This is a genomic window from Rothia sp. HSID18067, assembly GCF_003989445.1.
GTDB lineage: Bacteria > Actinomycetota > Actinomycetes > Actinomycetales > Micrococcaceae > Rothia > Rothia aeria.
In genome coordinates this window covers 1,009,724-1,035,298 of the sequence record NZ_RBMF01000001.1, presented here as the reverse complement: position 1 = coordinate 1,035,298, position 25,575 = coordinate 1,009,724, and the positions used below count along the sequence as shown (strand labels likewise).

General features: G+C 57.9%; 21 protein-coding genes. 20 read left to right on the top strand and 1 reads right to left on the bottom strand.

Translation table 11 applies throughout. The features are described 5' to 3' along the window. Window positions 1-156: 156 nt before the first annotated feature. From lysA to D8M23_RS04535, 8 genes are all read left to right on the top strand, one after another. On the top strand, window positions 157-1,671 hold the full coding sequence (gene lysA, locus D8M23_RS04570) for a diaminopimelate decarboxylase (RefSeq protein WP_126853847.1): 1,515 nt from the start codon (window positions 157-159) through the stop codon (window positions 1,669-1,671). Window positions 1,672-1,877: 206 nt separating this feature from the next. Beyond that, window positions 1,878-3,161: a homoserine dehydrogenase gene (locus D8M23_RS04565; RefSeq protein WP_006888912.1), complete on the top strand. Its 1,284-nt coding sequence runs from the start codon at window positions 1,878-1,880 to the stop codon at window positions 3,159-3,161. Between the two features lie 79 nt (window positions 3,162-3,240). After that, window positions 3,241-4,341: a threonine synthase gene (thrC, locus tag D8M23_RS04560; protein WP_126853846.1), complete on the top strand. Its 1,101-nt coding sequence runs from the start codon at window positions 3,241-3,243 to the stop codon at window positions 4,339-4,341. 174 nt (window positions 4,342-4,515) lie between these two features. Further along, a complete protein-coding gene (thrB, locus tag D8M23_RS04555; RefSeq protein WP_126853845.1) occupies window positions 4,516-5,496 on the top strand; it encodes a homoserine kinase in 981 nt (326 codons plus the stop codon). Between the two features lie 389 nt (window positions 5,497-5,885). Further along, a complete protein-coding gene (gene rho, locus D8M23_RS04550; RefSeq protein ID WP_126853844.1) occupies window positions 5,886-7,859 on the top strand; it encodes a transcription termination factor Rho in 1,974 nt (657 codons plus the stop codon). 170 nt (window positions 7,860-8,029) lie between these two features. Further along, on the top strand, window positions 8,030-9,112 hold the full coding sequence (gene prfA / locus D8M23_RS04545; RefSeq protein ID WP_006888877.1) for a peptide chain release factor 1: 1,083 nt from the start codon (window positions 8,030-8,032) through the stop codon (window positions 9,110-9,112). 51 nt (window positions 9,113-9,163) lie between these two features. Beyond that, window positions 9,164-10,114 (top strand): peptide chain release factor N(5)-glutamine methyltransferase, encoded by a 951-nt coding sequence (gene prmC, locus D8M23_RS04540; protein ID WP_126853948.1) that lies wholly within the window; start codon window positions 9,164-9,166, stop codon window positions 10,112-10,114. A gap of 76 nt (window positions 10,115-10,190) precedes the next feature. Continuing rightward, window positions 10,191-11,402, top strand: coding sequence for an L-threonylcarbamoyladenylate synthase (locus D8M23_RS04535; protein ID WP_126853843.1), 1,212 nt, complete (start codon window positions 10,191-10,193; stop codon window positions 11,400-11,402). A gap of 127 nt (window positions 11,403-11,529) precedes the next feature. Here D8M23_RS04535 and D8M23_RS04530 read toward each other — a convergent pair whose 3' ends face one another. Further along, window positions 11,530-12,600 (bottom strand): NAD-dependent epimerase/dehydratase family protein, encoded by a 1,071-nt coding sequence (locus D8M23_RS04530; RefSeq protein ID WP_126853842.1) that lies wholly within the window; start codon window positions 12,598-12,600, stop codon window positions 11,530-11,532. Window positions 12,601-12,827: 227 nt separating this feature from the next. Between D8M23_RS04530 and D8M23_RS04525 the strand changes: the two genes are divergently transcribed. The 12 genes from D8M23_RS04525 to atpD all read left to right on the top strand — a co-directional run bounded on the left by D8M23_RS04525 (window position 12,828) and on the right by atpD (window position 25,574). After that, window positions 12,828-14,771, top strand: coding sequence for a glycosyltransferase (locus D8M23_RS04525; protein WP_126853841.1), 1,944 nt, complete (start codon window positions 12,828-12,830; stop codon window positions 14,769-14,771). Beyond that, window positions 14,771-16,675, top strand: coding sequence for a polysaccharide biosynthesis protein (locus D8M23_RS04520; protein WP_126499863.1), 1,905 nt, complete (start codon window positions 14,771-14,773; stop codon window positions 16,673-16,675). The genes D8M23_RS04525 and D8M23_RS04520 overlap by 1 nt, the downstream gene beginning before the upstream one ends. Window positions 16,676-16,708: 33 nt before the next feature. Next, on the top strand, window positions 16,709-17,833 hold the full coding sequence (locus D8M23_RS04515; protein WP_126853840.1) for an MraY family glycosyltransferase: 1,125 nt from the start codon (window positions 16,709-16,711) through the stop codon (window positions 17,831-17,833). Window positions 17,834-18,132: 299 nt separating this feature from the next. After that, the gene (locus D8M23_RS11700) at window positions 18,133-18,303 is read left to right on the top strand and encodes a hypothetical protein (RefSeq protein ID WP_153269372.1); all 171 of its coding nucleotides are present in this window, start codon (window positions 18,133-18,135) and stop codon (window positions 18,301-18,303) included. Between the two features lie 42 nt (window positions 18,304-18,345). Then, window positions 18,346-18,600: a hypothetical protein gene (locus D8M23_RS04510; protein WP_006888914.1), complete on the top strand. Its 255-nt coding sequence runs from the start codon at window positions 18,346-18,348 to the stop codon at window positions 18,598-18,600. A gap of 97 nt (window positions 18,601-18,697) precedes the next feature. Continuing rightward, window positions 18,698-19,489 (top strand): F0F1 ATP synthase subunit A, encoded by a 792-nt coding sequence (gene atpB / locus D8M23_RS04505; RefSeq protein ID WP_006888864.1) that lies wholly within the window; start codon window positions 18,698-18,700, stop codon window positions 19,487-19,489. 130 nt (window positions 19,490-19,619) lie between these two features. Further along, entirely contained in the window at window positions 19,620-19,829 is a 210-nt protein-coding gene (atpE, locus tag D8M23_RS04500) for an ATP synthase F0 subunit C (protein ID WP_006888883.1), read from the top strand. A gap of 49 nt (window positions 19,830-19,878) precedes the next feature. Continuing rightward, a complete protein-coding gene (locus tag D8M23_RS04495) occupies window positions 19,879-20,439 on the top strand; it encodes a F0F1 ATP synthase subunit B (protein WP_023134631.1) in 561 nt (186 codons plus the stop codon). Then, the gene (locus D8M23_RS04490; protein ID WP_126853839.1) at window positions 20,439-21,251 is read left to right on the top strand and encodes a F0F1 ATP synthase subunit delta; all 813 of its coding nucleotides are present in this window, start codon (window positions 20,439-20,441) and stop codon (window positions 21,249-21,251) included. Before D8M23_RS04495 ends, D8M23_RS04490 begins: the two co-directional genes overlap by 1 nt. 145 nt (window positions 21,252-21,396) lie before the next feature. Next, the gene (gene atpA, locus D8M23_RS04485) at window positions 21,397-23,022 is read left to right on the top strand and encodes a F0F1 ATP synthase subunit alpha (RefSeq protein ID WP_006888884.1); all 1,626 of its coding nucleotides are present in this window, start codon (window positions 21,397-21,399) and stop codon (window positions 23,020-23,022) included. An 81-nt stretch (window positions 23,023-23,103) separates the two neighbouring features. Then, entirely contained in the window at window positions 23,104-24,048 is a 945-nt protein-coding gene (locus D8M23_RS04480) for a F0F1 ATP synthase subunit gamma (protein WP_037288061.1), read from the top strand. Window positions 24,049-24,110: 62 nt separating this feature from the next. Next, entirely contained in the window at window positions 24,111-25,574 is a 1,464-nt protein-coding gene (gene atpD / locus D8M23_RS04475; RefSeq protein ID WP_126853838.1) for a F0F1 ATP synthase subunit beta, read from the top strand. Window position 25,575 lies beyond the last annotated feature (1 nt).

Genomic DNA, 25,575 nt, shown 5'->3' with positions numbered 1-25,575 from the left:
CCTCCCATCTTGGTGGGGTACGCGGCTTTTGTTGATCGGCGGCTCATCCGCTATCTGAACACCGCTCATCAGCAGCATCGTGGCGGCGCGGCGTTCCGATATAGTGGTGATGGCATCACGAATCTGTGACCGTGACACAAGACCCGAGGACTATGCATGAGCGACGCGCAATCCCTGTACGCCCCCAACTGGCTTACCCGCCCTGACCATCCCGCCGAGCTGAACCGTACCATCTGGACGGACTCATTTCAGCGTAATCATGGGGGAGAGCTAACTATTGACGGCATTGCAGCGAGTGAGCTTGTCAAAGAGTTTGATACTCCGCAGTACGTATTTTCGGAAGATACATTCCGAGCTAGGGCACGCGGGTACCGCCAGGCATTCGAGGATGCTTTCGCCCGGCATGGCGCGCAGGCGAGTGTCTACTATGCGGGAAAGTCATTCCTGTGCACCGCCGTGGCGCGGTGGGTGCATGAGGAAGGTTTGTGTCTTGATACGGCATCGGGCGGGGAACTGGCGATTGCCCTGCGGGCGCAGGTTCCCGGGCAAAATATCGCGCTGCACGGTAATAACAAGTCGCGCGGCGAGATTGCGCGCGCCATCAAACACGGGGTAGGGCGTGTTGCGGCAGATTCCGTTGACGAGCTTAAACTCATCGCGGATGTACACGCCGAACTGAACGCAGAACGCGCCGCAACGGGGCAGGAGCCGTACCCGGCGGTTCCCGTGCTCATCCGGATTACACCCGGTGTGCACGCCTCCACCCACGAATCTATTGCCACGGCGCATGAGGATCAGAAGTTTGGGATGTCGCTTCAGCCTGGAACCGCGCGTCTTGCCGGGTTAGAGGCAGATGAACTTGAGTATTGGTCAACCACTGAGGACGAATCCTACGCGATGCTTGCCGCCGGTATCCTCACCGCCACAGATTCCCTGGATTTTCGGGGTATTCACTGCCATATAGGTTCGCAGATTTTTGAGGCGCAGGGTTTTGAGCAGGCGGCAGATACGGCTCTTACCTTTATGCATGCCGTGAACCAGAAATACGGTCTTAGCCTGCCGGAGCTTGACCTGGGCGGCGGCTATGGTATTGGTTATACCGAGGCCGATACTCCGCGCAGTATTGAGCAGATTACCGTCTCGATTGCGGATGCTGTCGCGGCAACCTGCGTACGTCTTGGCCTGGCGATTCCGCATATGTCTTTTGAACCTGGCCGCTCGATTTCCGGTCCCTCGGGGGTGACGCTCTACACCGTCGGCACCATTAAAAACGTGAGTATTGAGGATGAGCACGGTCAGATTCGAGTGCGCCGGTATGTCTCGGTGGACGGCGGTATGAGTGATAATGCGCGCCCGGTGCTCTATGACGCCGACTACACGGTTACCCTGGCAAACCGCGCCCCGGTGGGGGAGCAGGTGCTTTCTCGTGTGGTGGGTAAACACTGCGAATCGGGTGATATTGTGGTGCGGTATTGCTATCTTCCCGCCGATCTTTGTGCGGGGGATATTCTCGCGGTGCCAGCTACCGGTGCGTACTGTTATGTGCTGGGGTCGAACTATAACTACCTGAGCCGTCCGCCGGTTATTGCTACGTCGGCGGGGGAGGCGGCATATCCTATTATTCGTCGACAAAGCGAAAATGAGATGCTTGCTCTAGACACGGGTTTCTAGTACGGGCACTGAATCTTTTCCGCATGATGACACCGCATGGCGCATGTTTGAGTAAGAAGCTGCACGTAATATAACGACACCCCCGTAAATGGCGGTAATGTTGGCGTCTTGACCGCGCCCAGGTACCGCTCTCTTGATACAGTTGATGATGACGTTGCCCGTTTGTACAGGCGCGTTCACCACTCGGTCAAAATGTAGGAGATAACGTGACTGACACCATTAAGGTTGCTCTGCTCGGCGCTGGGAATGTGGGTTCCCAGGTAGCGCGTATTTTCAGTGAAGATAGCGCGGTTCTCAAAGAACGGATAGGGGCACCTGTTGAGCTGATCGGTATTGCCGTGCGTGATACTGCGGCTAAACGCCACTGGGATGCTAACCCAGCACTGTACACTACCGATGCGGACGCCCTGATTGATGCCGCCGATGTGGTGATCGAGCTGACCGGCGGTATTGAACCTGCACGAACCCGCATTCTGCGTGCCCTAGAGGCCGGTAAATCGGTGGTTTCGGGTAATAAAGCGCTTCTGGCAAAACACGGTGTTGAGCTTCAGGCTGCTGCCGATAAGTCCGGTGCACAGCTTTCTTATGAGGCAGCGGTCGCCGGTGCAATTCCGATTCTGCGCCCCCTGCGCGATTCTTTGGCAGGCGATACCGTCACACGTGTGCTGGGCATTATGAACGGCACCACCAACTACATTCTGGATCAGATGGATACCACCGGCGCAACCTTTGCCGATGCGCTCAAGGATGCCCAGGAACTCGGCTACGCCGAAGCAGACCCCACCGCCGACGTTGAAGGCCACGATGCCGCGTCAAAGGCGGCTATTGTAGCCTCATTGGCGTTCCATTCTGATTTCACCATTGATGACGTTCACGTTGAGGGTATTACCGCTGTAAGCGCCGATGACGTTGCCGCTGCAGATGCCGACGGCTATGTGATTAAACTTCTGTCCGTTTGCGAACGCGATGGTGAGGGGGTCAATATCCGTGTGGCTCCTACGCTTATTCCGCGGCAGCATCCACTGGCGGGTGTTCATGGCGCGTTTAACGCCGTGTTTGTGCAGGCACAGAACGCAGGCGAGCTGATGTTCTACGGCCCCGGTGCCGGTGGGGCACCAACCGCTTCCGCCGTTCTGGGTGATTTTGTATCGTTAGCGCGCCGCCTGGTACTGGGCGGCCCCGGTGTGCCCGAGTCCTCTTACGCGCAGCTGCCCGCTACCGGACTGGGCGACATTATCTCCCGCTACTCGGTAGGCATGCTGGTTGACGACAAACTGGGCGTGCTCGCAAATATTTCCCGTATTTTCGCCGAGCACGGCATTTCGGTGGATTCTTTGCGTCAATCTACTCCGCAGGACGGTGCCGCACAGATTCGCCTAGTAACGCACTCCGCCAAAGACTCTGACCTGCGCCGCGCGATCGCGGTGATCGACGGCTTAGACACCGTGCGCGAGATTATTTCCGTGATTCGCGTCGAGTCCGGTAAATAACCCAAGAAGACTAGAATTTCAGCGCGGAAATTCGCAAGTCCGCGCGAGCAACACCACCAGCAGAAAGTAGGAGAATCCCATGGCACATGTGTGGCAGGGCGTCATTAACGAATACCGCGACCGTCTCCCGTTCGGGGACGACGTAAAACCGGTAACTCTAGGCGAAGGCGGAACCCCGCTAATTCACGCACCGGCACTATCAGCGCAAACCGGCAATACGGTATACCTCAAATTTGAGGGGATGAACCCCACCGGGTCCTTCAAAGACCGCGGCATGACGAGCGCTATTACCGCCGCTAAACACGAAGGCGCGAAAGCTGTCGTGTGCGCTTCGACCGGTAACACTTCAGCGTCGGCAGCGGCATATGCGCTTCAAACGGGGATGCGCTGCGCGGTACTCGTGCCGGACGGCAAGATTTCAATGGGCAAACTCTCGCAGGCCATCGCCCACGGCGCCGATATTATTCAGATTGACGGAAACTTCGATAACTGCCTCGAAATTGCCCGTAAACTCAGCGAGAATTACCCGGTATTCTTGGTGAACTCGGTGAACCCCTACCGCATTGAGGGGCAGAAGACCGGCTCTTTTGAGGTCGTCGACACCCTGGGAGACGCCCCCGATTACCACTTGCTCCCGGTAGGTAACGCGGGCAATATTACCGCTTATTGGAAGGGATACAAGGAGTATTCCAAGCCTTATACGAACCGTGACGGCAAGGTTCTAGAGCCGGTCGCCACCAAGCGACCCATCATGTGGGGTTTCCAGGCAGCCGGCGCGGCGCCGATTGTTGCAGGGCACCCGATTGACACTCCCGAAACGATTGCGACCGCGATCCGCATCGGTAACCCTGCCTCATGGGAGAAAGCTGAAGCGGCACGCGACGAATCCGGCGGCGTGATTGAGGCCGTTACCGATGAAGAGATTCTTGAGGCGCACCGCTGGCTCTCTTCCCGCGAGGGCGTTTTCGTCGAGCCCGCATCAGCCGCTGGCGTTGCAGGTCTGCTCAAGAAACACCGCGCGGGTGAGGCCCCCGAAGGCAAGACCATTGTCATTACGGTGACGGGTCACGGTTTGAAGGATCCGCAATGGGCGCTGGAACCGGTCAACGGCGCGAAGGTTGAACCGACTAAGGCAGCCTTCGATGTTGTGGCTGTGGCAGATATTCTTGACCTGAATTAGACCACCGCCCCCTTGAGGAAGGCGCCTCCAGTATCCGCATAGCGGATGCGGCGGGGCGCTTTTCTATACCGCATTACATGCAATGCTAGGATAAAATCCGTAATACACCACAATGTTTGTGTTCGGGGCAGAAACCCCTAACACACCCCACAACGCCCCGAGTACGAGGTCCCCATGTCACTCAATTCGATGCCCCTTACTCTCACCGACATTCCGGTGGGTAAAACTGTGACCGTCAAGGTTCCCGCTTCAAGCGCCAATCTCGGCCCCGGGTACGACACCCTGGGACTTGCCTTAGGGTACTATGACGAGCTGACGGTTGAGCGTATCGCCGAAGGGCTGGAATTTGAGCTGTCGGGCGAGGGCAGCGATACGGTGTCACGCAACGAAAACCATCTGGTGGTTCGGTCAATGCGCACCGTCTTCGAAAAGGCCGGGCTGGATGAGTTCCCTGCCCTTAGACTGACGGCGCACAACCGTATTCCGCACTCGCGCGGCATGGGATCATCCGCCTCCGCTATTGTTGCGGGTGTTGCGGCGGCCTCAGCGCTACTGCCGGAGTATGCTCGGTTAAGCCGCGACCAGATTTTCCAGATCGCCTCGGATGTAGAGGGGCACCCCGATAACGTTGCTCCGTCAGTGTACGGTTCGCTGTCAATATCCTGGGGTGAGCTGGGAGACTGGCACTCACTGATCGTGCCGGTGCATCCCACCATTGTGCCTGTGGTTGCGGTGCCTGATTATGAGGTCTCCACCAAACTTGCGCGCTCGCTGATCCCCGCTGAGATTCCGCATGGGCAGGCGGCGGCCAACTCTGGCCGGGCGGCACTGCTGATTCAGTCGCTTGCGCAGGCGCCGGAGTATCTCATGGACGCGACTGTGGACTACCTGCACCAGGGGTACCGTGTGCCCGCGATGCAGCCGAGCGCGGCTCTGGTGGCGTATCTGCGTGAGCAGCAACTTCCTGCTGTCATCTCGGGTGCTGGGCCCACCGTTCTTACGTTTGCGCGCGGCGCCAAGGAGGCCAGCCGGGTGTGTGAATTCGTTGAGAAGTTCACGGCGGAGCATCCCGGAAATATTTTTGAAAATCGTCATCTGTCATGGCGCGTCATGCCGCTTGAAATCGATGGCGAAGGTGTTATAGTTACACAGTAGGCACATACAGCCGAGTCACCGATTGGCGTGTCTAAAGCTTCCGGGATCTGTTTCAGTAGCGGCCTTGACCGCGTCGGAAGTGTCAAAAAATCACCGGTGGTTTCTCCACCAAAACTCCGTGTTCTTCGTGGGTGCCGCTTGTGGTTTTTAGACGTAAAAATGGCGCCGTTCAGGGTTGTCGCTTCTTATCGTAGGGTTTTTCCTTTACGGCAAAATGCGGTAGCTTAGCGAACGAATGCTCCAAGAACTTTGAAAGGATTCCCCCGTAAAAGTACGCGTCGAGCTCTACCCGAGTTCGGCGGGGGCCGCGCTCAATAGTGAGAAACCCGATCCTTAAGTTTCTGTAGGGATTTTCTGGGTGTTTTAAAACAAATATAAGGAAATATTTAGTGGCAAAAAATATTGTCGTGACTGAAGACGAAAACGCGTCGGGCACACTCGTAACGAGCTCGAAGCTTGGCGAGCTGAAAGTCGCTCAGCTACGCACCCTAGCCCAGCAGTTGGGCATTAAAGGGTACCTGCGTCTGAAGAAGGCGGATCTGGTTGAGGCTGTGGCGTCTCACCAGCGCGGAGGCGTGGTGGCTGAACGCGATGAGACCGACGCTGAGAAAAAGAGCGAAAAGACCGAAAAAACTCCTTCCTCTAAGGCTGAGAAAGCTGAAAAAAGTGAGGGCGAGAAGGCACCCGCAAAGCGAACCCGCACCACGCGTACCCGTAAAACGCAGGAGGCTAAGAAAGCCGAAAAGACCGCTAAGACGGATGCGGACCTTCCTCCCCTGGATGTGAAGGCAGAGCTGGCTTCCGAGAAAATTCGTGAGCGCCGCGAACAGCGTGAACTCCCCGAGAACTCCGCCGATTTGAAGGCCGAAACCGCAGACGGGGCAACCAGCCTGGATTCCATTACCGCCGCCTTGGATATGACGTTCGGTACCGACCCGGAGAAGCCGGTGAAACGCACCCGCACCCGTGAACGCACCAATAACCGCCGTAAGAGCGAAGAGGCTGAAAGCACCGAGCAGAACGAGCGCACCTACCGCCGCACCAATAAGCGTGAACGGTACGAGAAAAACGAGCGGTACGAGAAGAATAATGACCGCCAGGCCAAGGCCGATCGTTCTAACTCCAACGACGATGAGCGCCGTAACCGCCGCAATAAGCGCACTAATGAGCAGCGGGAGCGCCGCAATAACCGCGGGTTCGATAATAAAGTCAGCGAAAACGATGTGTTGGCACCGATCTCCGGCATCCTCGAAATCCTCGATAATTATGCATTTGTGCGCACCTCAGGCTATTTGCCGGGTCCGGATGATGTGTACGTGTCGCTGGCTCAGGTGAAGCATTTCCGCCTGCGTAAAGGCGACCATATTCTGGGTGCTATCCGGGTGCCGCGTGAAGGGGAGCAGAACTCCCGCCAGCGGTTCAACGCATTGGTTCAGATTGAGGCGATTAATGGTCAGAGCGTTGAAGACTCGACGCGCCGCCGTGAATTCTCAAAGCTCACCCCGCTGTACCCCAAGGAGCGTTTGCGCCTTGAGACCGATAAGAAGAAACTGGGCCCGCGCGTAGTGGACCTGGTGTCCCCGATCGGTAAGGGCCAGCGCGGCCTGATTGTTTCACCCCCGAAGGCGGGTAAGACTCTTATGCTCCAGTCGATCGCGAATGCGATCACGGAGAATAACCCCGAAGTGTACCTCATGATGGTGCTGGTAGATGAGCGCCCCGAAGAGGTGACCGATATGCAGCGCACGGTTAAGGGTGAGGTGATCGCCTCAACCTTCGACCGTCCCGCTGAGGACCACACCACGGTCGCGGAGCTCGCTATTGAGCGCGCGAAGCGTATGGTTGAGCTCGGCTACGACGTGGTGGTGCTGCTGGATTCGATGACCCGTCTGGGGCGTGCCTACAACCTGGCGGCGCCCGCATCCGGCCGTATCCTCTCCGGCGGTGTGGATTCTGCCGCGCTGTATCCTCCGAAGAAGTTCTTCGGTGCGGCCCGCAACATTGAAGAGGGCGGTTCGCTGACTATTCTGGCGACGGCTCTGGTGGAGACCGGCTCGAAGATGGACGAGGTGATCTTTGAGGAGTTCAAGGGCACCGGCAATATGGAGCTGCGCCTGTCGCGCCAGCTGGCGGATAAGCGTATCTTCCCCGCAGTCGATGTGACCGCCTCCGGTACCCGCCGTGAGGAGAACCTGCTCAGCGGCGAAGAGGTGAAGATCATGTGGGGTCTGCGCCGAGTGCTGGCTGGTATGGAGCCGGAGCAGGCGCTGAGCGTGCTGACGAACCAGCTGCGAAAGACCGAAACGAACGCCGAGTTCTTAATGACCGTGCAGAAGAACGGCCTTAGGATGAGCCCCAACTAGTCGCGGTGCTTCTATCGCCCGCCCCGTGCGTTTAATAGCGCAGCAGGGGCGGGCGATATTCGGCGTTTAGCGCCGGTGGCGTGGTGCGTTCTGCGGTTCGCACGGCATAATTGGCTTTGAGGATGCGCACCGGGTGGGTGCGTTCATGAATTGTAAGAGAGTAATAGACAATGTTTGAATCTATCCAGGTGCTACTGGATGAGCACGCTGATTTGCAGGCGCAGCTGGCGGATCCTGCGGTGCAGGCAAACCAGGGTAAGGCGCGCCGTGTGGGCCGCCGATACGCCGAGCTGACCGGTATCGTGAGTGCTTATAACAAATACAAGGGTTTCAGCGATGACCTTGAGGCGGCCCGTGAGATGGCGGCCGAAGACCCCGAGTTTGCCGCCGAAGTACCCGTTTTAGAGGCTGAACTTGAAGCGGCGGGGGAGAAACTGCGCCGCCTGCTCATCCCGCGTGACCCGGATGATGGCCGTAACGTGATTCTTGAGGTAAAAGCTGGCGCGGGCGGCGACGAGGCGGCGCTGTTTGCGGGCGACCTGCTGCGCATGTACATGCGGTACGCCGAGCACAAAGGCTGGAAAACCGAGATTATTTCCTCCACCAGCACCGATGTGGGCGGCTATAAGGATGCGCAGATTGCGATTAAAGGCACCTCTAATGAGCCCGCCGAAGGCGTGTGGGCGCACCTGAAATATGAGGGTGGTGTGCACCGTGTGCAGCGCGTTCCGGCAACCGAATCGCAGGGACGTATTCACACCTCCGCGGCGGGTGTGCTGGTTTTCCCTGAGGTGGATGAGCCCGAAGAGATTGAGATTAGCCAGAACGACTTAAAGATTGACGTCTACCGTTCCTCCGGTCCCGGCGGTCAGTCCGTGAACACGACTGACTCCGCTGTGCGCATCACCCACCTTCCAACGGGTATTGTGGTGGCGATGCAGAACGAAAAGTCGCAGCTGCAGAACCGTGAAGCCGCGATGCGTGTGCTGCGTGCGAGGCTGCTGGCGCATCAGCAGGAGCAGATTGAGGCGGAGAACGCTGCGCATCGTGCCTCTCAGGTGCGCACTATGGACCGGTCGGAACGTATCCGCACCTATAACTTCCCCGAGAACCGTATCGCTGATCACCGTACCGGCTACAAAGCGTATAACTTGGATGCGGTACTGGGCGGAGACCTTGAACCGGTGGTGCAGTCCGCTATTGAGATGGATGAGGCGCACCGCCTATCCCAGGTGGGTCAAGAGCAGAAATAACCGGTGCCACGGCAACGCCGGCAGGTGGATGCGATGACGCGGAACATGGACATGACCGATACGACAGGAACATCCCTTACCCCGACGCAATGTGAAGGGGTGAGCCTTGCGCAGGCACTGCGCCAAGGCACCGCCACGCTGCGGCAGGCCGGGGTGCCGAGCCCGGTGGCTGATGCTGAGCTTTTAGCGGCGCATCTGCTGGGTACCGATGCCGAAGGTAACCGGCGTGGTACCGCCCGTGAAGGGTACACGCGCGGTGCGGTGCAGCAGCGGGCGCTTCTGGGGGATGTTCTCACCGCGCAGGATATGCAACGGTATGAGTCGCTTATCGCCCGCCGTGCCCGTCGCATACCCCTGCAGCATATTACGGGTGTGGCGGCGTTTCACCGTATCCAGGTGCGGGTTGGTCCGGGAGTGTTCGTGCCCCGGCCCGAGACGGAGCTGCTGGTGGAAGAGGCACTTAACGCACTCCGAGCGTACCCCCAGCGGCGCCTGCGGGTTGTTGACTTGTGCGCCGGTTCAGGCGCGATTGCAGCTGCAATAAAAAACGCCCTGCCGAATGATGCCCTGGTGACAGCGGTGGAGCTTTCGGAACATGCCGAGCCCTGGGCCCGCATTAACTGCGAAACATACGATGTGAACTTCGTACACGGCGATGCGCTCAGCGCCCTTGAGGGATTGGGTGGGTACTTCGATGCGGTCGTGTCGAACCCGCCGTATATCCCGCAGGGGCGGGTGCCTGCAGAACCCGAGGCCGCCCAGCACGACCCGGATATGGCGCTCTATGGGGGGTCGGCGGATGGGATGCGGATACCGGCTGCGGTTGCTGCCAGGGCCGCGTACCTTGTGAAACCGGGTGGGTTTTTTATTATGGAACATGATGAAACCCAGCAGGATGCGGTGGCCGAGGTGTTCAACGAGCTGGGTTTTGTGAGAGTGCGGTGTGTGCACGATTTAACCGGCAGGCCCCGCCATACGTGCGGTTACAGGCCAACCGTGTAGGCGGTAAGAAGGCCCGCAGCATTTTGTGGCCCTGGGCTGAACCAACGCAACCTAAAAACATGAGAGAATAGGGCACGTGAAAGCTAAGCTGTACCCCGTATCGAGTGAGACTGAGGTTTCGGAGGCCATTACGGCCGCCCGTGAAGCCTTGAACTCGCACGAGACTATCGTTATTCCCACCGACACCGTTTACGGCATCGCCTGCGACGCCTTTTCGCATGAGGGCGTGGCGAAGCTGCTCTCCGATAAGGGCCGTTCACGCACCATGCCGCCGCCGGTCATGATTTTTGATCAGGCGTCGCTGTCCGGTGTGGCGGATGAGATTCCTGATGAGGTGTACGAGCTGGGCCGTAAATTCTGGCCGGGTGCACTCACCGTTATCTTGTACTCTTACCCGTCACTTAACTGGGATTTGGGGGATACCCAGGGCACGGTGGCCGTGCGTGTACCCAATGATGAGTTCGCGTTGAAGCTTCTGACGGAGCACGGCCCGCTGGCTGTTTCTTCGGCGAATAAAACGGGGCAGCAGGCGGCGGTGAACGCGCAGCAGGCAGCCGATCAGCTGGGGGAGAACGTGAGCCTGATCGTGGATGCTGGTGACCGGCCAGCATCTACTGGCAGCACAAAAGAGTCCGCGGCTGCCTCGGACAGTAAATCTCAAGCACCGGATACCGATGTGCCAGGCTCAGAGGACACAGAGACCGCAGATTCGGGGGCTGAGAGTGCCCCCGCCGCTGAAACCACCAAGGATGCCCCCTCCGAAACGGCGGAAGGTACCGGAAGTGATGATGCACCGGCACAGGCTCTGCCTTCAACAATCCTGGACTGCACCTGCACCCCGTTTGTGGTGGTGCGTGAGGGCGCTATCTCCGTAGAGGCGCTGCGTGAGGTGGTTCCCTCAATCGCGACCCGCGCCGAGCTGGATGAGCGTAACGAGCTAAAAGCGAAGGAGCGTGCCGCTGAGGGTGAGACTCATGCCGCCGCCGGGCAGGAAGATTTAGACGAAGCATACGAGCAGTGGGATAAAGAACATTCGCAGGGTTCGGAGTCCGCTCGCCGTGCTGGCGCACCAGCTGAGGGGTCTATCGCCTCGGCGCTCATGGGTGCGGTAGGGGTGCTGGGGGAGGTGTCTGCCTCAGCGGGTATCGATCAGCAGCGTACCCGACAGTACCGCAATAACACCCCGAAACCTGTTAAGCGGGATGAGGCGCAGGCGCAGCCGTTCTCCGCTCAGCAGGCCCGTGCTCTCGTTTTCGGTGAGCAGACGGAGAGCGCTTCCACAGATTAGCGGGGCGAGCTTTCTTTCCCTATAAGCCCCACAAGTACGAGTGCGCAGTTTCTGAGGCGTATGGCCGGTTTATCCCGGACCTCGCAGAAACTGCGCACTGTGTGCTTAAACGAGCTGTGTGTTCGTGCTAGCGGAATCGTTTGTCTTTTTTCTTACCCAGTGCCGTGTGGGCGTTGCGCAGCACCTCGCGCACGCGCGGCTCGGGTACCAGGTTATTGGCACGCGCCCACGAGTCGTCAAGCTCCTGACCGAACCACATGAGCTCCACTTTACGCACCGACCCCTGAAACTTATCGTTCAGCAGCTCCGAGACGGTGTAGCCAGCTTTAATAGCGCCACGGCACAACCACTCCGGCAGGTGTTTGGGGGCGCGGCGGCCCGCATCGGTCATGATTGAGTTAACCGTAGCTCCCTCCCAGGGCTGTAAGACAATAGGCGGTAGCTGACCCGGGAAACGGCCCAGTTTGACGGTAAATTCAGCTAGGGCGTATGAGCTGGAGACGGGCGATTTGCGGTTTCCTGCCCCCGCCACCGAGGCGAACGGGGAGGAAGCCATCTTTGCGAACAGCTCGGTGGTGCGGCGCCCACGCCCCTGTACGCTGGTGGCGCGTAGGATACACAGCTCAACCGCGTGATCGGGGGCTACATAGGCGGGAGCGTGGGAAGGCGCGGCGGGGTAGGGGGAATTTGCTGAACCGGGTGCCTGCCCCTGTGCCGCCGTTTCTTCTATTAAGTCGTATAGGTCAAGCAGGCACTCTTCACCGAGCGCTTTCGAGAACGAATAAGCACTGAATGGTTCAGTGTATTCGGTCGCATCCAGCACGGGTTTAGCACCCTGCACGGCGGCGGAGCTGAGGTGAATCATGCGGCGCACCCCAGTGCGTTGGGCGGCGATAGCAATGACGGCCGGTAAGAGGGCGTTCGCGCCCACAAGCGCTGGCAGGTCCTGCATATTGGGGGCTGCCAGCCCAGCGGCGTTGACGATCACGTGCGCCCCCGCGAATGCGTCGGCGAGAGAGTCGATAATACCTTCGAGACGGCGTGCCTCGTCAATGATGATTTCGGGGTCGGTTGCTCGGGTCGCCAAACGCGGCGCTTCGATGGGGTCTGCGCTGATACCCTCGGCGTTGAGTCGGGCTACGATGGAGGAGCCGACGAAGCCGCTGGCGCCGATTACTTTCCACTGGGGGTCGGACACGTCATTCACCTTTCTTATCCCCGAACCTTTACGGGGCTCACTCCAACTTTCGCACATGTGCACGGGTTTTGGAAACGAAACGCGCCTGTATATTCAGGCGGCTAAATATGGGGTGCGACATATTTACCGTGAGTGCCTTTTCTGGGGGTAAAATAGAGAGTCTGAATTCTAGTATTCTTTCGGTGAATCACGGTATTTTCTTTGAGCAATGTGGGAGGGAGCTGTTCGTGAACGCAGAGGATGCACGTACTATTGTGGCGCCCAATAATGCTCAACACTCCAATACGCTGTACCGCACGGTGGCGGTAGTGGTGACCTATAACCGTAAAGACCTGCTGCCGTTGACATTAGCCGGTATCGCCAGGGGAGAGGCCCAGCCAGCTGCGGTGGTTGTGGTCGATAACGCCTCCACTGACGGCACCGCGCAGTACCTTGCGGACCTTCACTACCCGCTCCCGCTGGATGTCATAACCCTGCCCCGCAATATGGGCGGAGCTGGCGGGTTCGCAGCAGGAATTGACCGGGCACTTGCGCAGCATGACCCGGATCTGGTGTGGGTCATGGACGATGATACTGAACCCACCGAAAACACCCTCTATGAGGCGGTAAAAGCCTGGGAGGGGTACTCGCCGGTACGGGCTTTACGCCCCGCCCTTGTCGCGTCCAAAGTTGTGTGGGACGACGGGCGGGATCACCCCATGAATACGATGCGCACTATGTTTGCGGCAGGCGCTGAGCGTCACGCCCGTGCCCAGGCGGTGGGTGCCCGGCCTATCCGCAGCGCCTCGTTCGTGTCAATCCTGATGGACGCACAGGTGATGCGCCAGAACGGCGGGCTGCCGCTGACGGAGTTTTTCATCTGGAATGACGATTTTGAGTTTTCTACACGTCTGGCACACCACCGTGACGCTATCGCGGTACCGTCCTCAGTGGCGGTGCACCACACGAAAACCTTCGGCACCACCGACGCTAAACCAGGGCCGCGGTTTTACAATGATGTGCGCAATAAGCTGTGGGTTTTTACCCGGTGCCGCACTCTCAGCCCCCTGGAAAAGCTCCTCTACGGCGTATCCAGTGCCCGTCTGTGGGTTTCCACCGTGGTGCGTACCGATGAGAAAAGAACCTATTTCGGGTACTTTGTGAATGGCATAAGGGACGCAGTACGCCCGCCCCGACCTAATGCCGAGGTCATGGCGGGGGTGTATCCCCTGCATTTCCCGGGGCGTTACGGTTCGTCACAGGAACCTGTCATTGTGCCGGATACGGATAAGACCCCCGATTTTTCGGTTCTCATGAGCGTATATGCTGAGGAAATCCCCGAGTACCTGGACGCTGCGTTGGCTTCGAATGCGCGTGAACAGTCGCTTCGGCCAACTGAGCTGGTGCTGGTGCTGGATGGGCCGCTCACCCCAGAACTTAATACCGTGATTGAACGGTGGGTTGCTGAAGGACAGGCGGGCCGGTGCGCACCTATTCGTACGGTGCCGCTGCCGCAGAACGCTGGCCTTGCTGCCGCTCTCAACGAGGGGCTGGCAGCGTGCACCCACGAGCTGGTGGCTCGCGCAGATTCCGACGATATTTCGGAACCCTCCCGGTTTGAGAGGCTTATCCCAGCACTGGCCGCTAGCGATTGTGCGGTACTTGGTTCGGCCATGCACGAGGTGGATGCGCAGAACACGGTGTGTGAGGCGAAGCGCTCCACCGTTCTGGGCGCGGAACGGGTTCAGGCAGCGATGCCGTCCCGGAACCCGCTGTACCACCCCACCGTGGCGTTCCGAAAAACCCCGGTGCAGCAGGTGGGCGGTTACGAATATGTGCCCGGGGCCGAGGACTGGTGGCTGTGGTCCCGGCTGGCTGCCGCTGGGTACAAGCTGGATAACCTTTCTGAGGCTCTGGTGCGGTACCGGGTGGGTGCGGGAGCCTACACCCGGCGCGGGGGTCTTGTAGCATGGAAACAGGATTGGGCGATTCAGCATCGTCTGTACACTGGGCACGCCATCACCAAGGCGGGGTGGGTGAAAAATATGGGGGTGCGCACCGTTTACCGGTTTATCCCCGAGTCCGTGCGCCGCACCGCTTTTAGGGCTCTTGTAGGTGCTAAAAGCATAAACCAACCACATACATCTCAGCGGCTCTTTAGCATCCGCTCACAGTTTCGAAAGGGGACTTAGTGACCTCTGAACCCACTAAGCGGTCTGAGACACAGACTGATATTCCAACATATTATGAACGTAAGCTCTCCTGGATGCTGGGGCGGATGTTCTTAGATTCCATCGCGTGGGCTTTAGCCCTCGTGGTGGCGTTCATGTTGCGTTACAGTGTGCTGCTGAATCAGCGTAGCGTGCTTGATGTGATTGACGCTCAAGCTCTGGCAATAAACATTGCGTTGGCGGCTGTCTTACAAGTGGGCTTTGGCCTGTGGTACAAGGTGTACCGTCGGGACCATGAGTACGGCTCATTTGAAGAGATCCTTCTAGCGGGCGCCGCCGTGGTGGCCACCGGGCTGGGGCTATTTGCCTGGAGCTACCTTGATGAGCTGCTGCACTGGCCGCATCTGCCGCATTCTGTGCCGCTGATCAGCATGGCGTTTGCCCTCATGCTGATGGCCGGTATGCGCATGGCTAAACGCACCTATGTTGAGTGGCGTCTGAAGAAGCGGCAGGACGGCGAACCTGTCATTATTTATGGTGCTGGTTTGGCGGGCCGTTTGGTGATTCAGTCGATGATACAAGACCGCCGTTCAAAAGTTTTCCCGGTAGCTATTATTGACGACAACCCGCGCCTATTAGGGGCGAAGGTGCACGGTATTCCGGTGCGCGGCAATATTGATAATCTGGATCAGCTTATTGATGAGCTGCACCCGAAGAAAGTGATTGTTGCGATCTCAAAGTACCCTAAAGACACCTTCGACGTGCTGTGGGAACGGATGCGTGAGAGGGGTATCGAAGCCCGTCGCATTGCGAGCACCACCCAGCGCCTGGTGGGTGACGATACGGTGTATGAGACGGACGATAGCGAAATCATGCAGCTGGTGCGCGGCGAGATTAACTATGAGGTGGACGACCAGCTGCTTAGCTCGTATATTACGGGGAAACGCGTGCTGGTCACCGGAGCCGGTGGTTCTATCGGTTCGGAATTGTGCCGCCAGATTCACCGTTTTAACCCGCAGCTGCTCATGATGCTTGACCGGGATGAGACCCTGCTGATGGACACTAAGCTGTCGATCACCGGCGAGTCGAGCCTGGATGATGAGCGCATTATTCTGGCTGATATCCGTGAGGGCGAGAACCTGCGCAAAATCTTTATGGAACGTAAACCCGATATTGTGTTCCACGCAGCTGCCCTGAAACACGTCTCAGCATTAGAGGCGTACCCCGAGGAGGCGTGGAAGACTAATACCCTGGGCACTCTTAACGTGCTGCGTGCCGCGGAAGCTTCGGGTGTTGGGACTCTAGTGAATGTCTCAACAGATAAGGCGGCTGACCCGACCACGGCCTTGGGGCAGTCGAAACGTGCGGCAGAGTGTCTGACCGCCTGGTTCGGGCACCAGACCGGACGGAAGTACGTTTCGGTGCGCTTCGGCAACGTGTTTGGTTCCCGCGGCTCCATTAAGCCGCTATTTACCCGTCAGATTGAGAGCGGCGGGCCTATTACGCTCACCCATAAGGATGCCACCCGCTACTTTATGCTGATCCCGGACGCTTGCCTGCTGGTGATGCTTGCCGGTAAAATCGGCCGGCCGGGGGACGTGATGGTACTCGATATGGGCGACCCCGTGCATATTTATGATGTTGCACGGGAGATGCGTAAGGCATATGGCCGTTACGATGTGGAGATTGTACTCACCGGCCTGCGCAAGGGCGAGAAACTAGGTGAGGTGCTGTTTGGGCACGGGGAGCACTATGAGCGTAGCGCCGAGAACCGGTACATTTCGCACTCGACTGCCCCCGCTCTAGACCCGGATACGCTGGACTACGATACGTGGCTGCGTGACTATGAGGAACACCGCGGCTATGAGCGGCACGGCTTGGAGCGAGCACCTGATCTGGGTACAGCCCGACGTATTACGCGTTAGGTGCGGTTACGAACAGAAGTAAAGGACACCCCGATGCTACCGATAATCACTGTGGCCCTGACCGCTACCATCCTAGGCGGTGTGCTCCCGTTCCTGGTGCGTCCGCTATTGCACACACTGAATATGGTGGATTTACCGAATGAGCGTTCCTCTCACACTACCCCCACCTACCGGGGGATGGGATTGGCAACCGCTTTGGCGGTGTGCGCAAGTTTTGGGGTGGCAACTGCTGCGGGATGGACGGTGAATACCGGTATTTCGGTAACCCTATTGGCGGGTATGGCTGCCGCACTGCTGCTGGGCTGGATTGAGGATGTAAGCGGCATTGGAATCGCTATACGGGCCGGGGTGCAGTTGCTGATTGGTGCGGGGGTTGCCGGGGTTTTGTCGGTGCTTATGAATGTGCCGATATTCTGGGCAGTACCGGCAGCTATTTTCGTGGCCGCGTACATTAACGTGGCGAATTTTATGGACGGTATTAACGGTATTTCCGGCTGCCACGGTTTGGCGGCTGGATTGTGCTACTCCTTTACGGGATACCTGACGGAATTGTCGTGGCTGACCCTGGGCGGTCTGGCAATCGCGGGTGCGTTCGCGGCGTTTTTGCCGTGGAACGTACGCAGCGGTCGTAATGTTTTCTTAGGTGATGCCGGTTCGTACCTGCTGGGGGCGGGGCTGTCGATACTTGCGGTGGGCACCTGGTTTGCGAATGTGAATCCGCTGGTGGCTTTGGCCCCGCTGCTGGTGTACTTGGCTGATTCGGGTACCACCTTATTGCGTCGTATGGCTGCGGGGGAGCAGTGGTATAAGCCGCATCGGACGCATGTGTACCAGCGTTTGACTGATGTGGGCTTCACACATTTAGGGTCTGCAACGGTGGTGACTGGACTAACAGTGCTGGTGTGGGCTCTCATACTTAACGGCCTTAACTTTTGGAGTAGCGACCTTCCTATTCTGGGTGTGGCGTTGCTCGCATTTGCGGTGTTAGTTGTGCTGCTATATTTATCTCTGCCCACACTTATTGCGCGTCAGAAGACCGCAGCGCCGTCAGAGAATAACACCGCGGCCCCCGAAGACGGCACAGGGGGTAGTTTGGGGAGCTCACAGGCGTCCTTCCACGGAGGTCAAAACCCTCATGATTCGGGAGAAGTTCAATGATTCTGCAGAGGGTTAAAAACCTGCTGTGGTATCCGCCATCAGAACGAAAAGGGCGGCCTCTGGGCTCCTATTCGCGCACCTTCCCGTGGAAGACTCTTTACTACAGGGTGAGTGTCTGCTCCGTCCCGCCATTATTGCTGGGTGTAACAGGCGCGTTAATTGTACGCGGACCCTCTGGTTTGGCGGGATTTATGCTCGGGTTTCTGATAATCTATATATGTTTCACCTTAGGCGTATTAACGGTGTTGGGAGCCACCCGATTAAGGGTTGGAATACCCCAGGCCCTAGTATGTGCCTACGTGGTGAAAGCAAGCTTGATGGGGGTGGTGCTCCTGACGGTGCCTATCCCCGAAAATATAAAACACGGGTGGACACTCGCCGGAGCCATTATTGGGGCTGTACTCTGGCTGAGTATTGAGGCCATCACCATTAACAACATACGGATTCTATACTTTGACTCCGAACCATAAAAGCACACATTTTTGGTTTGGAGAAAAACGACAGGAAGATTTTTGGCCGAACCTGAGAAGAAATGGTGGCGTGGAGACAGGGAACTCCGAACCACCGGGGAACTGGTATCTGGCGGGGGCCTCTCCGGCGCCGTCATGACCATTCTTTATCTACTCATCGGCGCCGCCGTCTGGGGGCTTATCGGCTTTGGGCTCGATAGTCTTCTAGGCACCTCCTGGATCGTGTGGGTCGGCGTACTGGTAGGGGTCTGCGGAGGCTTATACCTTGTATATATCCACATGAGTCAGGAAAAATAACTAGGGTCGCAAGACCCCGCGCACACCAATCCCCCATAGTTAGTTGAGTAAATGCTCGCCCAGCGGGCAGCCAACTAGCAGCAAGAAAGGACTTGCTTTGATCGAGAACGGGTCTGTACTCGCGGAAGGCTACGTGCCGCCGACCCCGGATGAAATGCACCTTCCCGACCTATTCGCTATTGGGTCTTTTGGCGTGGGCAAGCAGATGCTTCTGGTGCTTCTCTCCGTCGTCATTATCGCGGGCTTTTTCCTGTGGGCCGGACGCAAACGCGCCATGGTTCCTTCCAGGACACAGTTCGTAGCTGAGTCGGGGTACCTTTTTGCCCGTAATTCACTGGCCAAGGAACTTATTGGTGCGCATCACTTCAAGCCCTTCATCCCTCTGCTGTTTGCCTCGTTCTATTTCGTGCTGGTGAACAACCTGTACGGTTCAATTCCGCTACTGCAGTTGCCTTCGTTCTCACACCCCGGCAGTGCCTACGCATTGGCAGCTATTGCCTACCTGAGCTGGGTAGGTGTCGGTATTAAGCGCAAAGGCTTGGGCGGCTTCTTTAAAGATTTGACGATGCCTTCGGGGGTTCCTGTTTGGGTGTACCCGATTCTAATCCCCATTGAGCTGCTCTCCAATATGGTGATTCGCCCCGTGACGCACTCCCTGCGTCTTTTCGCCACCATGTTTGGCGGGCACATGGCAATGATGGTTGCCGCGTCCTTGGCGCAGTACATGATTGACTCAATGGGCGGGGTTGGTTATGCAGCTGCTATCGCCCCCGGGGCGCTCGGTATGTTCCTCTACTTCCTGGAGCTTATGATCCAGGTTATTCAGGCCTACGTGTTCGCGCTGCTACTGGCCGTGTACATGCAGGGCTCGGTCTCCGAAGGCCACTAATTAAGGTTTTCGTTCCCAAGCTTTTGGGTAACGAATAAAGCAACCCGTTGCAAGCGGGCTTAGCACACTACAAAAGACTCTGTTCGGCGGAGGAAGGGTTCCTTCCCGGGCACTGTTGAAAGGAAAAATAATGGAAATTACCGGTTCGATCACCGCAGTTGGCTACGGTCTGGCAGCAATCGGCGGCGGTATCGGCGTGGGTCTGATCTTCGCGGCTTATATGACCAGCGTGGCACGTCAGCCTGAGTCTCGCAAAGCCCTGCAGCCGATGCTGTTCATGGGTTTCGCACTGGTTGAGGCGCTGGCCGTGCTGGGCCTGGTGCTTGCGTTCATTAAGTAACCGGCCCCGATACGTCCCAACGACCAACCCATAGAACAGGATTCCTTCCATGACTTATCTGGCAAATGATGGGGGTGCGGAGCACGCCGCGTCTAACCCTCTGATCCCCGCGACCGGGGAAGTCATCATGACCGCCATCGGATTCCTGATCCTCCTCTTCATTGTCATCAAGTACATCGCCCCGGCATTCGAGAAGATCTACCAGGATCGTAAGGAAGCCATTGAAGGCGGCCTCGCCAAAGCTAAGAAGGTTCAGGCAGAGGCGGCAGCGGCTCGCGAAGAGTACAGCCAGCAGCTCGATAGTGCTCGGTTGGAGGCACAGCAGATTCGTGAGGAAGCCCGCGCTGAAGGCGAAGCGATTATCGCTAAAGCCCGTGAGCGTGCGACCGCCGAGGCCCAGCGTATCACTGAGAATGCGCAGAAAACCATCGAGGCTGAGCGCGCGGCAGCGGCTGTTTCGCTTCGTAGCGAGGTGGGCAGCTTGGCAACCGCTCTGGCCGGGAAGATTGTGGGCGAAGCTCTCACCGATGATGCACGATCGGCCCGCGTGGTAGATCGTTTTCTTGCTGACCTTGAAACCGAGCAGCAGAACGCAGGTGCAACTCGGTAATGGCAGGAGTATCTACTGAATCACTGAGCAAGGTGGAGGCGGCCCTCGACGCTAACGCGTCGCTCAACCCGCTGCATCTAGCGAGCGAGCTTTTCGCAGTGGTCGATGTTATTGACCGCGATGGTGGTCTGCGCCGTGGGCTGACTGACACCTCCCGTGTGGAGGCTGCGCGTCAGAACATTGCCAGCACCGTATTCGGCAACAAAGTTTCGTCCCAGACCTTATCTGTACTGACTGTCGCTGTTTCTCAGCGCTGGTCTGCAGAACGAGATCTGGCGGACGCGCTTGAGAAGTGCGCCGTACTCGCCGCCATTGTGTCTACCCAGTCACATGGTGGTGTTGAGGCACTCGATACCCTCATTAATGAACTTCTCACGTTCGTCCGAAACGTTGATGGCACCGCCCAAGCACAGACGGCACTGTCTAACAATCTGGCAAGCAAAGAAGCAAAGCAGAAACTCGCGGTAGCGTTGGGCGGCCCCGCCCGCAGCGCTGAAGGCGTGCTTCTGCTGGAACGGATCGGTAGCGAAACTCGCGGCATGCACGCTGCGCGTCTGGCCGACGAGTTCGTAGAAATCATCGTCAAGCGACAAAACCGCTACATTGCAAAGGTAACCTCAGCTGTAGCTCTTTCGCAGGCGCAGCTGAACCGCCTGGGGCACGCCCTCAGCAGGGTGTATAACCGCAAGTTAAAGCTGGACATTTCGGTGGATCCGACGGTTCTGGGCGGTCTGCGCGTTCAGGTTGGTGACGAGGTAATTGACGGTACTGTTATCGCTCGCCTCGACGAACTGGAACGTAACCTTGGCTAGGCCGCCCCTAACCAGCGATTCGTCGCAACGGTGATTTAGAAGATACCCCGGGCGATGGGGTGGATACCCCGATTTTTCGCCTCGGACAACAAGTTTCGGTTAGCCCCTGAGGGGCCAGCCACAAGAAGGAGAGCAGGGACACAAGATGGCCGATTTGACCATCAATGCCGACGATGTCCGTAATGCGCTGAATGAGTTCGCGGCGTCTTACGAACCCGGCAATGCAGAACGTGTTGAGATAGGCCGTGTGGTAGCGGCCTCCGATGGTATTGCGCGTGTTGAGGGTCTTCCCTCAGTCATGGCGAATGAGCTGCTTCGTTTTGAAGACGGCACCCTCGGTCTTGCACAGAACCTAGATACCCGCGATATTGGTGTGATCATCCTGGGTGATTTTACCGGTATTGAGGAAGGCCAGCAGGTACACCGCACTGGTGAGGTGCTGTCGGTACCCGTTGGTGACAAGTACTTGGGCCGTGTCGTTGACCCCCTCGGTAACCCCATTGACGATCTGGGGCCTATTGAGGCTGAAGGTCGCCGCGCACTGGAGCTGCAAGCACCCGGTGTGACGCAGCGTAAGTCGGTGCATGAGCCGCTGCAGACCGGCCTGAAAGCTATTGACGCGATGATCCCGATTGGCCGTGGCCAGCGTCAGCTGATTATCGGTGACCGTCAGACCGGTAAAACCGCGATTGCGGTCGATACCATTCTGAACCAGAAGACGAACTGGGAGAGCGGTGACCCCTCCAAGCAGGTACGCTGTGTGTACGTTGCGGTCGGGCAGAAAGCCTCGACCATTGCGGCGGTGCGTCATACCTTGGAGACTAAGGGCGCACTGGAGTACACCACCATTGTTGCTGCTCCTGCATCGGATGCCGCAGGCTTTAAATACTTGGCACCGTACACTGGTTCAGCGATTGGCCAGCACTGGATGTACGGCGGCAAGCATGTGCTGATTATCTTTGATGACCTTTCAAAGCAGGCAGAAGCATACCGCGCCGTGTCGCTGTTGCTGCGCCGCCCGCCGGGACGTGAAGCATACCCCGGTGACGTCTTCTACCTGCACTCCCGTCTGCTGGAGCGTTGCGCTAAGCTCTCCGATGAGCTGGGCGCCGGGTCGATGACTGGGTTCCCCATTATTGAGACGAAGGCGAACGATGTGTCTGCCTTCATTCCCACCAACGTCATTTCGATTACCGACGGTCAGATCTTCCTGCAGTCCGACCTGTTCAACGCTAACCAGCGCCCCGCAGTGGACGTGGGTATTTCCGTCTCCCGCGTGGGCGGTGCGGCTCAGACTAAGGCGATGAAGAAGGTCTCCGGTACTTTGAAGCTGGAACTGGCGCAGTACCGCGCAATGGAAGCGTTCGCAATGTTCGCATCCGACCTGGATGAGGCTTCGAAGGCGCAGCTGACCCGCGGCGCCCGCCTGACCGAGCTGCTGCGCCAGCCGCAGTACACCCCGTACGCGGTGGAGGAACAGGTTGTCTCTATCTGGTGCGGTACTAACGGGTACCTGGATGACCTTGAAGTTTCTGACATTCTTCGTTTCGAAGCTGAGTTCATTGATTATCTGCGTCACCGCACCTCAGTACTGACCGATATCGCTGCCTCGGGGAAGCTGGAGGACGATGTTGTGGAAGCCCTGAAGTCTGCTGTGACAGAGTTCAAGAAGGGTTTCCGCTCTGAGGGCACCAGCCACCTTGTTGATGCCGGTCATGAGGAGTATCAAGCTGCCAAGGACCAGGACATCACCCAGGAAACCATCGGTTAGCGATTATTCCTAGCCCGCTTTCAGCCGTGCACCCTACACCGGGTGCACGGTGGGGGAGAAGGGCAGGAGAAAGGAAGCTCTATGGGAGCCCAGATTAGGGTTTACCGACAGAAGATTGCTTCGACATCGTCTATGAAGAAAATCTTTAAGGCGATGGAGATGATCGCGACCTCCCGCATTAATAAGGCACGCCGTAGCGCGCAGGCGGCAGGCCCGTACGCGAACGCACTCACCCGCGTGGTGACGGCCCTGGCAACCCAGCAGAGCGTGCAGCATCCGCTGATCCACGGCCCAGGGGCGATTGGGAAAAGCAAACATAAGCGTTCGGCGGTGCTGGTAGTTACTAGCGACCGCGGTTTGGCGGGCTCGTACTCTTCATCGGTTTTGAAGAAAACCGAGTCGCTGATCGAAAAGTTGCGCGGCGAAGGCCGTGAAGTGAACCTGTACCTCGTGGGGCGTAAGGCGAAATCTTATTTCGAGTTCCGTGAACGTCCTTACATTCGGGCCTGGGAGGGGCATACTGACAGCCCGCGCATCGATACTGCGGTTGAGATTCGGGACGTGTTTTTGGAAGCGTACTCTAAGCCTTTTGAAGAAGGCGGGGTGGACGACCTTCACGTGGTCTACACCGAGTTCAAATCCATGGTCACCCAGGAGACCAAGATTCTGCGGCTGCTGCCCATTCATGTGGCTGAGGCCCAGCATCTTGGGGAGGAAATCGTGCCCGATGAGGAACTCACCCAGGCTGACTACGTACAGCCAGCAGTGTTTGAGTTTGAGCCTTCCCCGCAGGAGGTTCTGGATGCGCTGCTACCGCGCTATATTGCCTCCCGTCTGTTTGCCTGCCTGCTTCAGGCGGCCGCCAGCGAGCTTGCCTCGCGCCAGCGGGCCATGAAGACCGCAGGCGATAACGCCGAGACGCTCATTAATAAGTACACCCGCTTGATGAATAACGCTCGCCAGGCGGAGATTACGCAGGAGCTTTCAGAGATTGTGGGCGGCGCTGACGCCCTCGCCTCGTCGTAGCCTGATGCTACAGCATCGAAACCGCCTACTGTTCCAAACTTTTTATAGGTAAGTGAGAGAATATGACTGCCACCTACAACGAATCGGTCTCAGCACCGACTCAGGGCGCAACGGGCCGTATTGCCCGCGTGATTGGCCCCGTGGTCGACGTTGAGTTCCCCGCCGGCCAGGTACCGGATATTTATAACGCGCTGACCACCGAACTCACCCTCAACGGTCGCACCCGTACTATCACCTTCGAGACCGCCCAGCATCTCGGCGACTCCCTTGTGCGCGCTATTTCGCTGCAGCAGACCGATGGGCTGGTGCGCGGCCAAGCCGTGATTGACACTGGCGCACCCATCTCTGTGCCTGTGGGCGATGGCGTGAAGGGTCACCTGTTTAACGTGCTCGGTGACGCGCTGGATGTGCCTAACTCCGAGATTACTGCGGATGCATACTGGCCCATTCACCGTGCCGCCCCCGGCTTCGCGGAGCTGGAGGGGTCGACCGAGATGCTGGAGACCGGTATTAAGTCGATTGACCTGCTCACCCCCTACATTAAGGGCGGTAAGATCGGCCTGTTCGGTGGCGCTGGTGTTGGTAAGACCGTGCTGATTCAGGAAATGATTACCCGTGTGGCACGTAACTTCGGCGGTACCTCGGTGTTCACCGGTGTTGGTGAGCGCACCCGTGAGGGTAACGACCTGTGGGTTGAGATGGAAGAAGCAGGGGTTCTGAAGGACACCGCCCTTGTCTTTGGCCAGATGGATGAGCCCCCGGGAACCCGTCTGCGTGTGGCCCTGACCGGTCTGACCATGGCGGAGTACTTCCGTGATGTGAAGAACCAGGACGTGCTGCTCTTTATCGATAATATTTTCCGTTTTACCCAGGCTGGTTCTGAAGTTTCGACTCTGCTGGGCCGTATGCCCTCTGCTGTGGGCTACCAGCCTAACCTGGCGGATGAGATGGGTCTGCTGCAGGAGCGTATTACCTCAACTCGCGGTCACTCCATTACCTCGATGCAGGCGATTTATGTTCCTGCGGATGACTACACCGACCCCGCACCGGCAACGACCTTCGCACACCTGGATGCGACCACTGAGCTTTCGCGTGAGATCGCATCGCGTGGCCTGTACCCGGCAATCGACCCGCTGACCTCCACCTCCCGTATTCTTGACCCGCAGTATATTGGCCAGGAACACTACGACACGGCTATCCGTGTGAAGGCTATTCTGCAGGAGAACAAGGAACTGCAGGATATTATCGCAATTCTGGGTGTGGACGAGCTGTCCGAGGAGCAGAAGGTTGTTGTCTCGCGCGCCCGCCGTATCGAGCAATTCCTCTCACAGAACACCTACACCGCGAAGCAGTTCACCGGTGTTGAGGGGTCCACCGTTCCGTTGAAGGACACTATCGAGTCCTTCCAGATGATCTGCAACGGCGATGTGGACCACATCCCGGAGCAGGCGTTCTACAACATCGGTGGTATGGACGATGTGATGCGCCAGTACGAGGAAATCAAGGCACAGACTGGAGCCAAGTAAT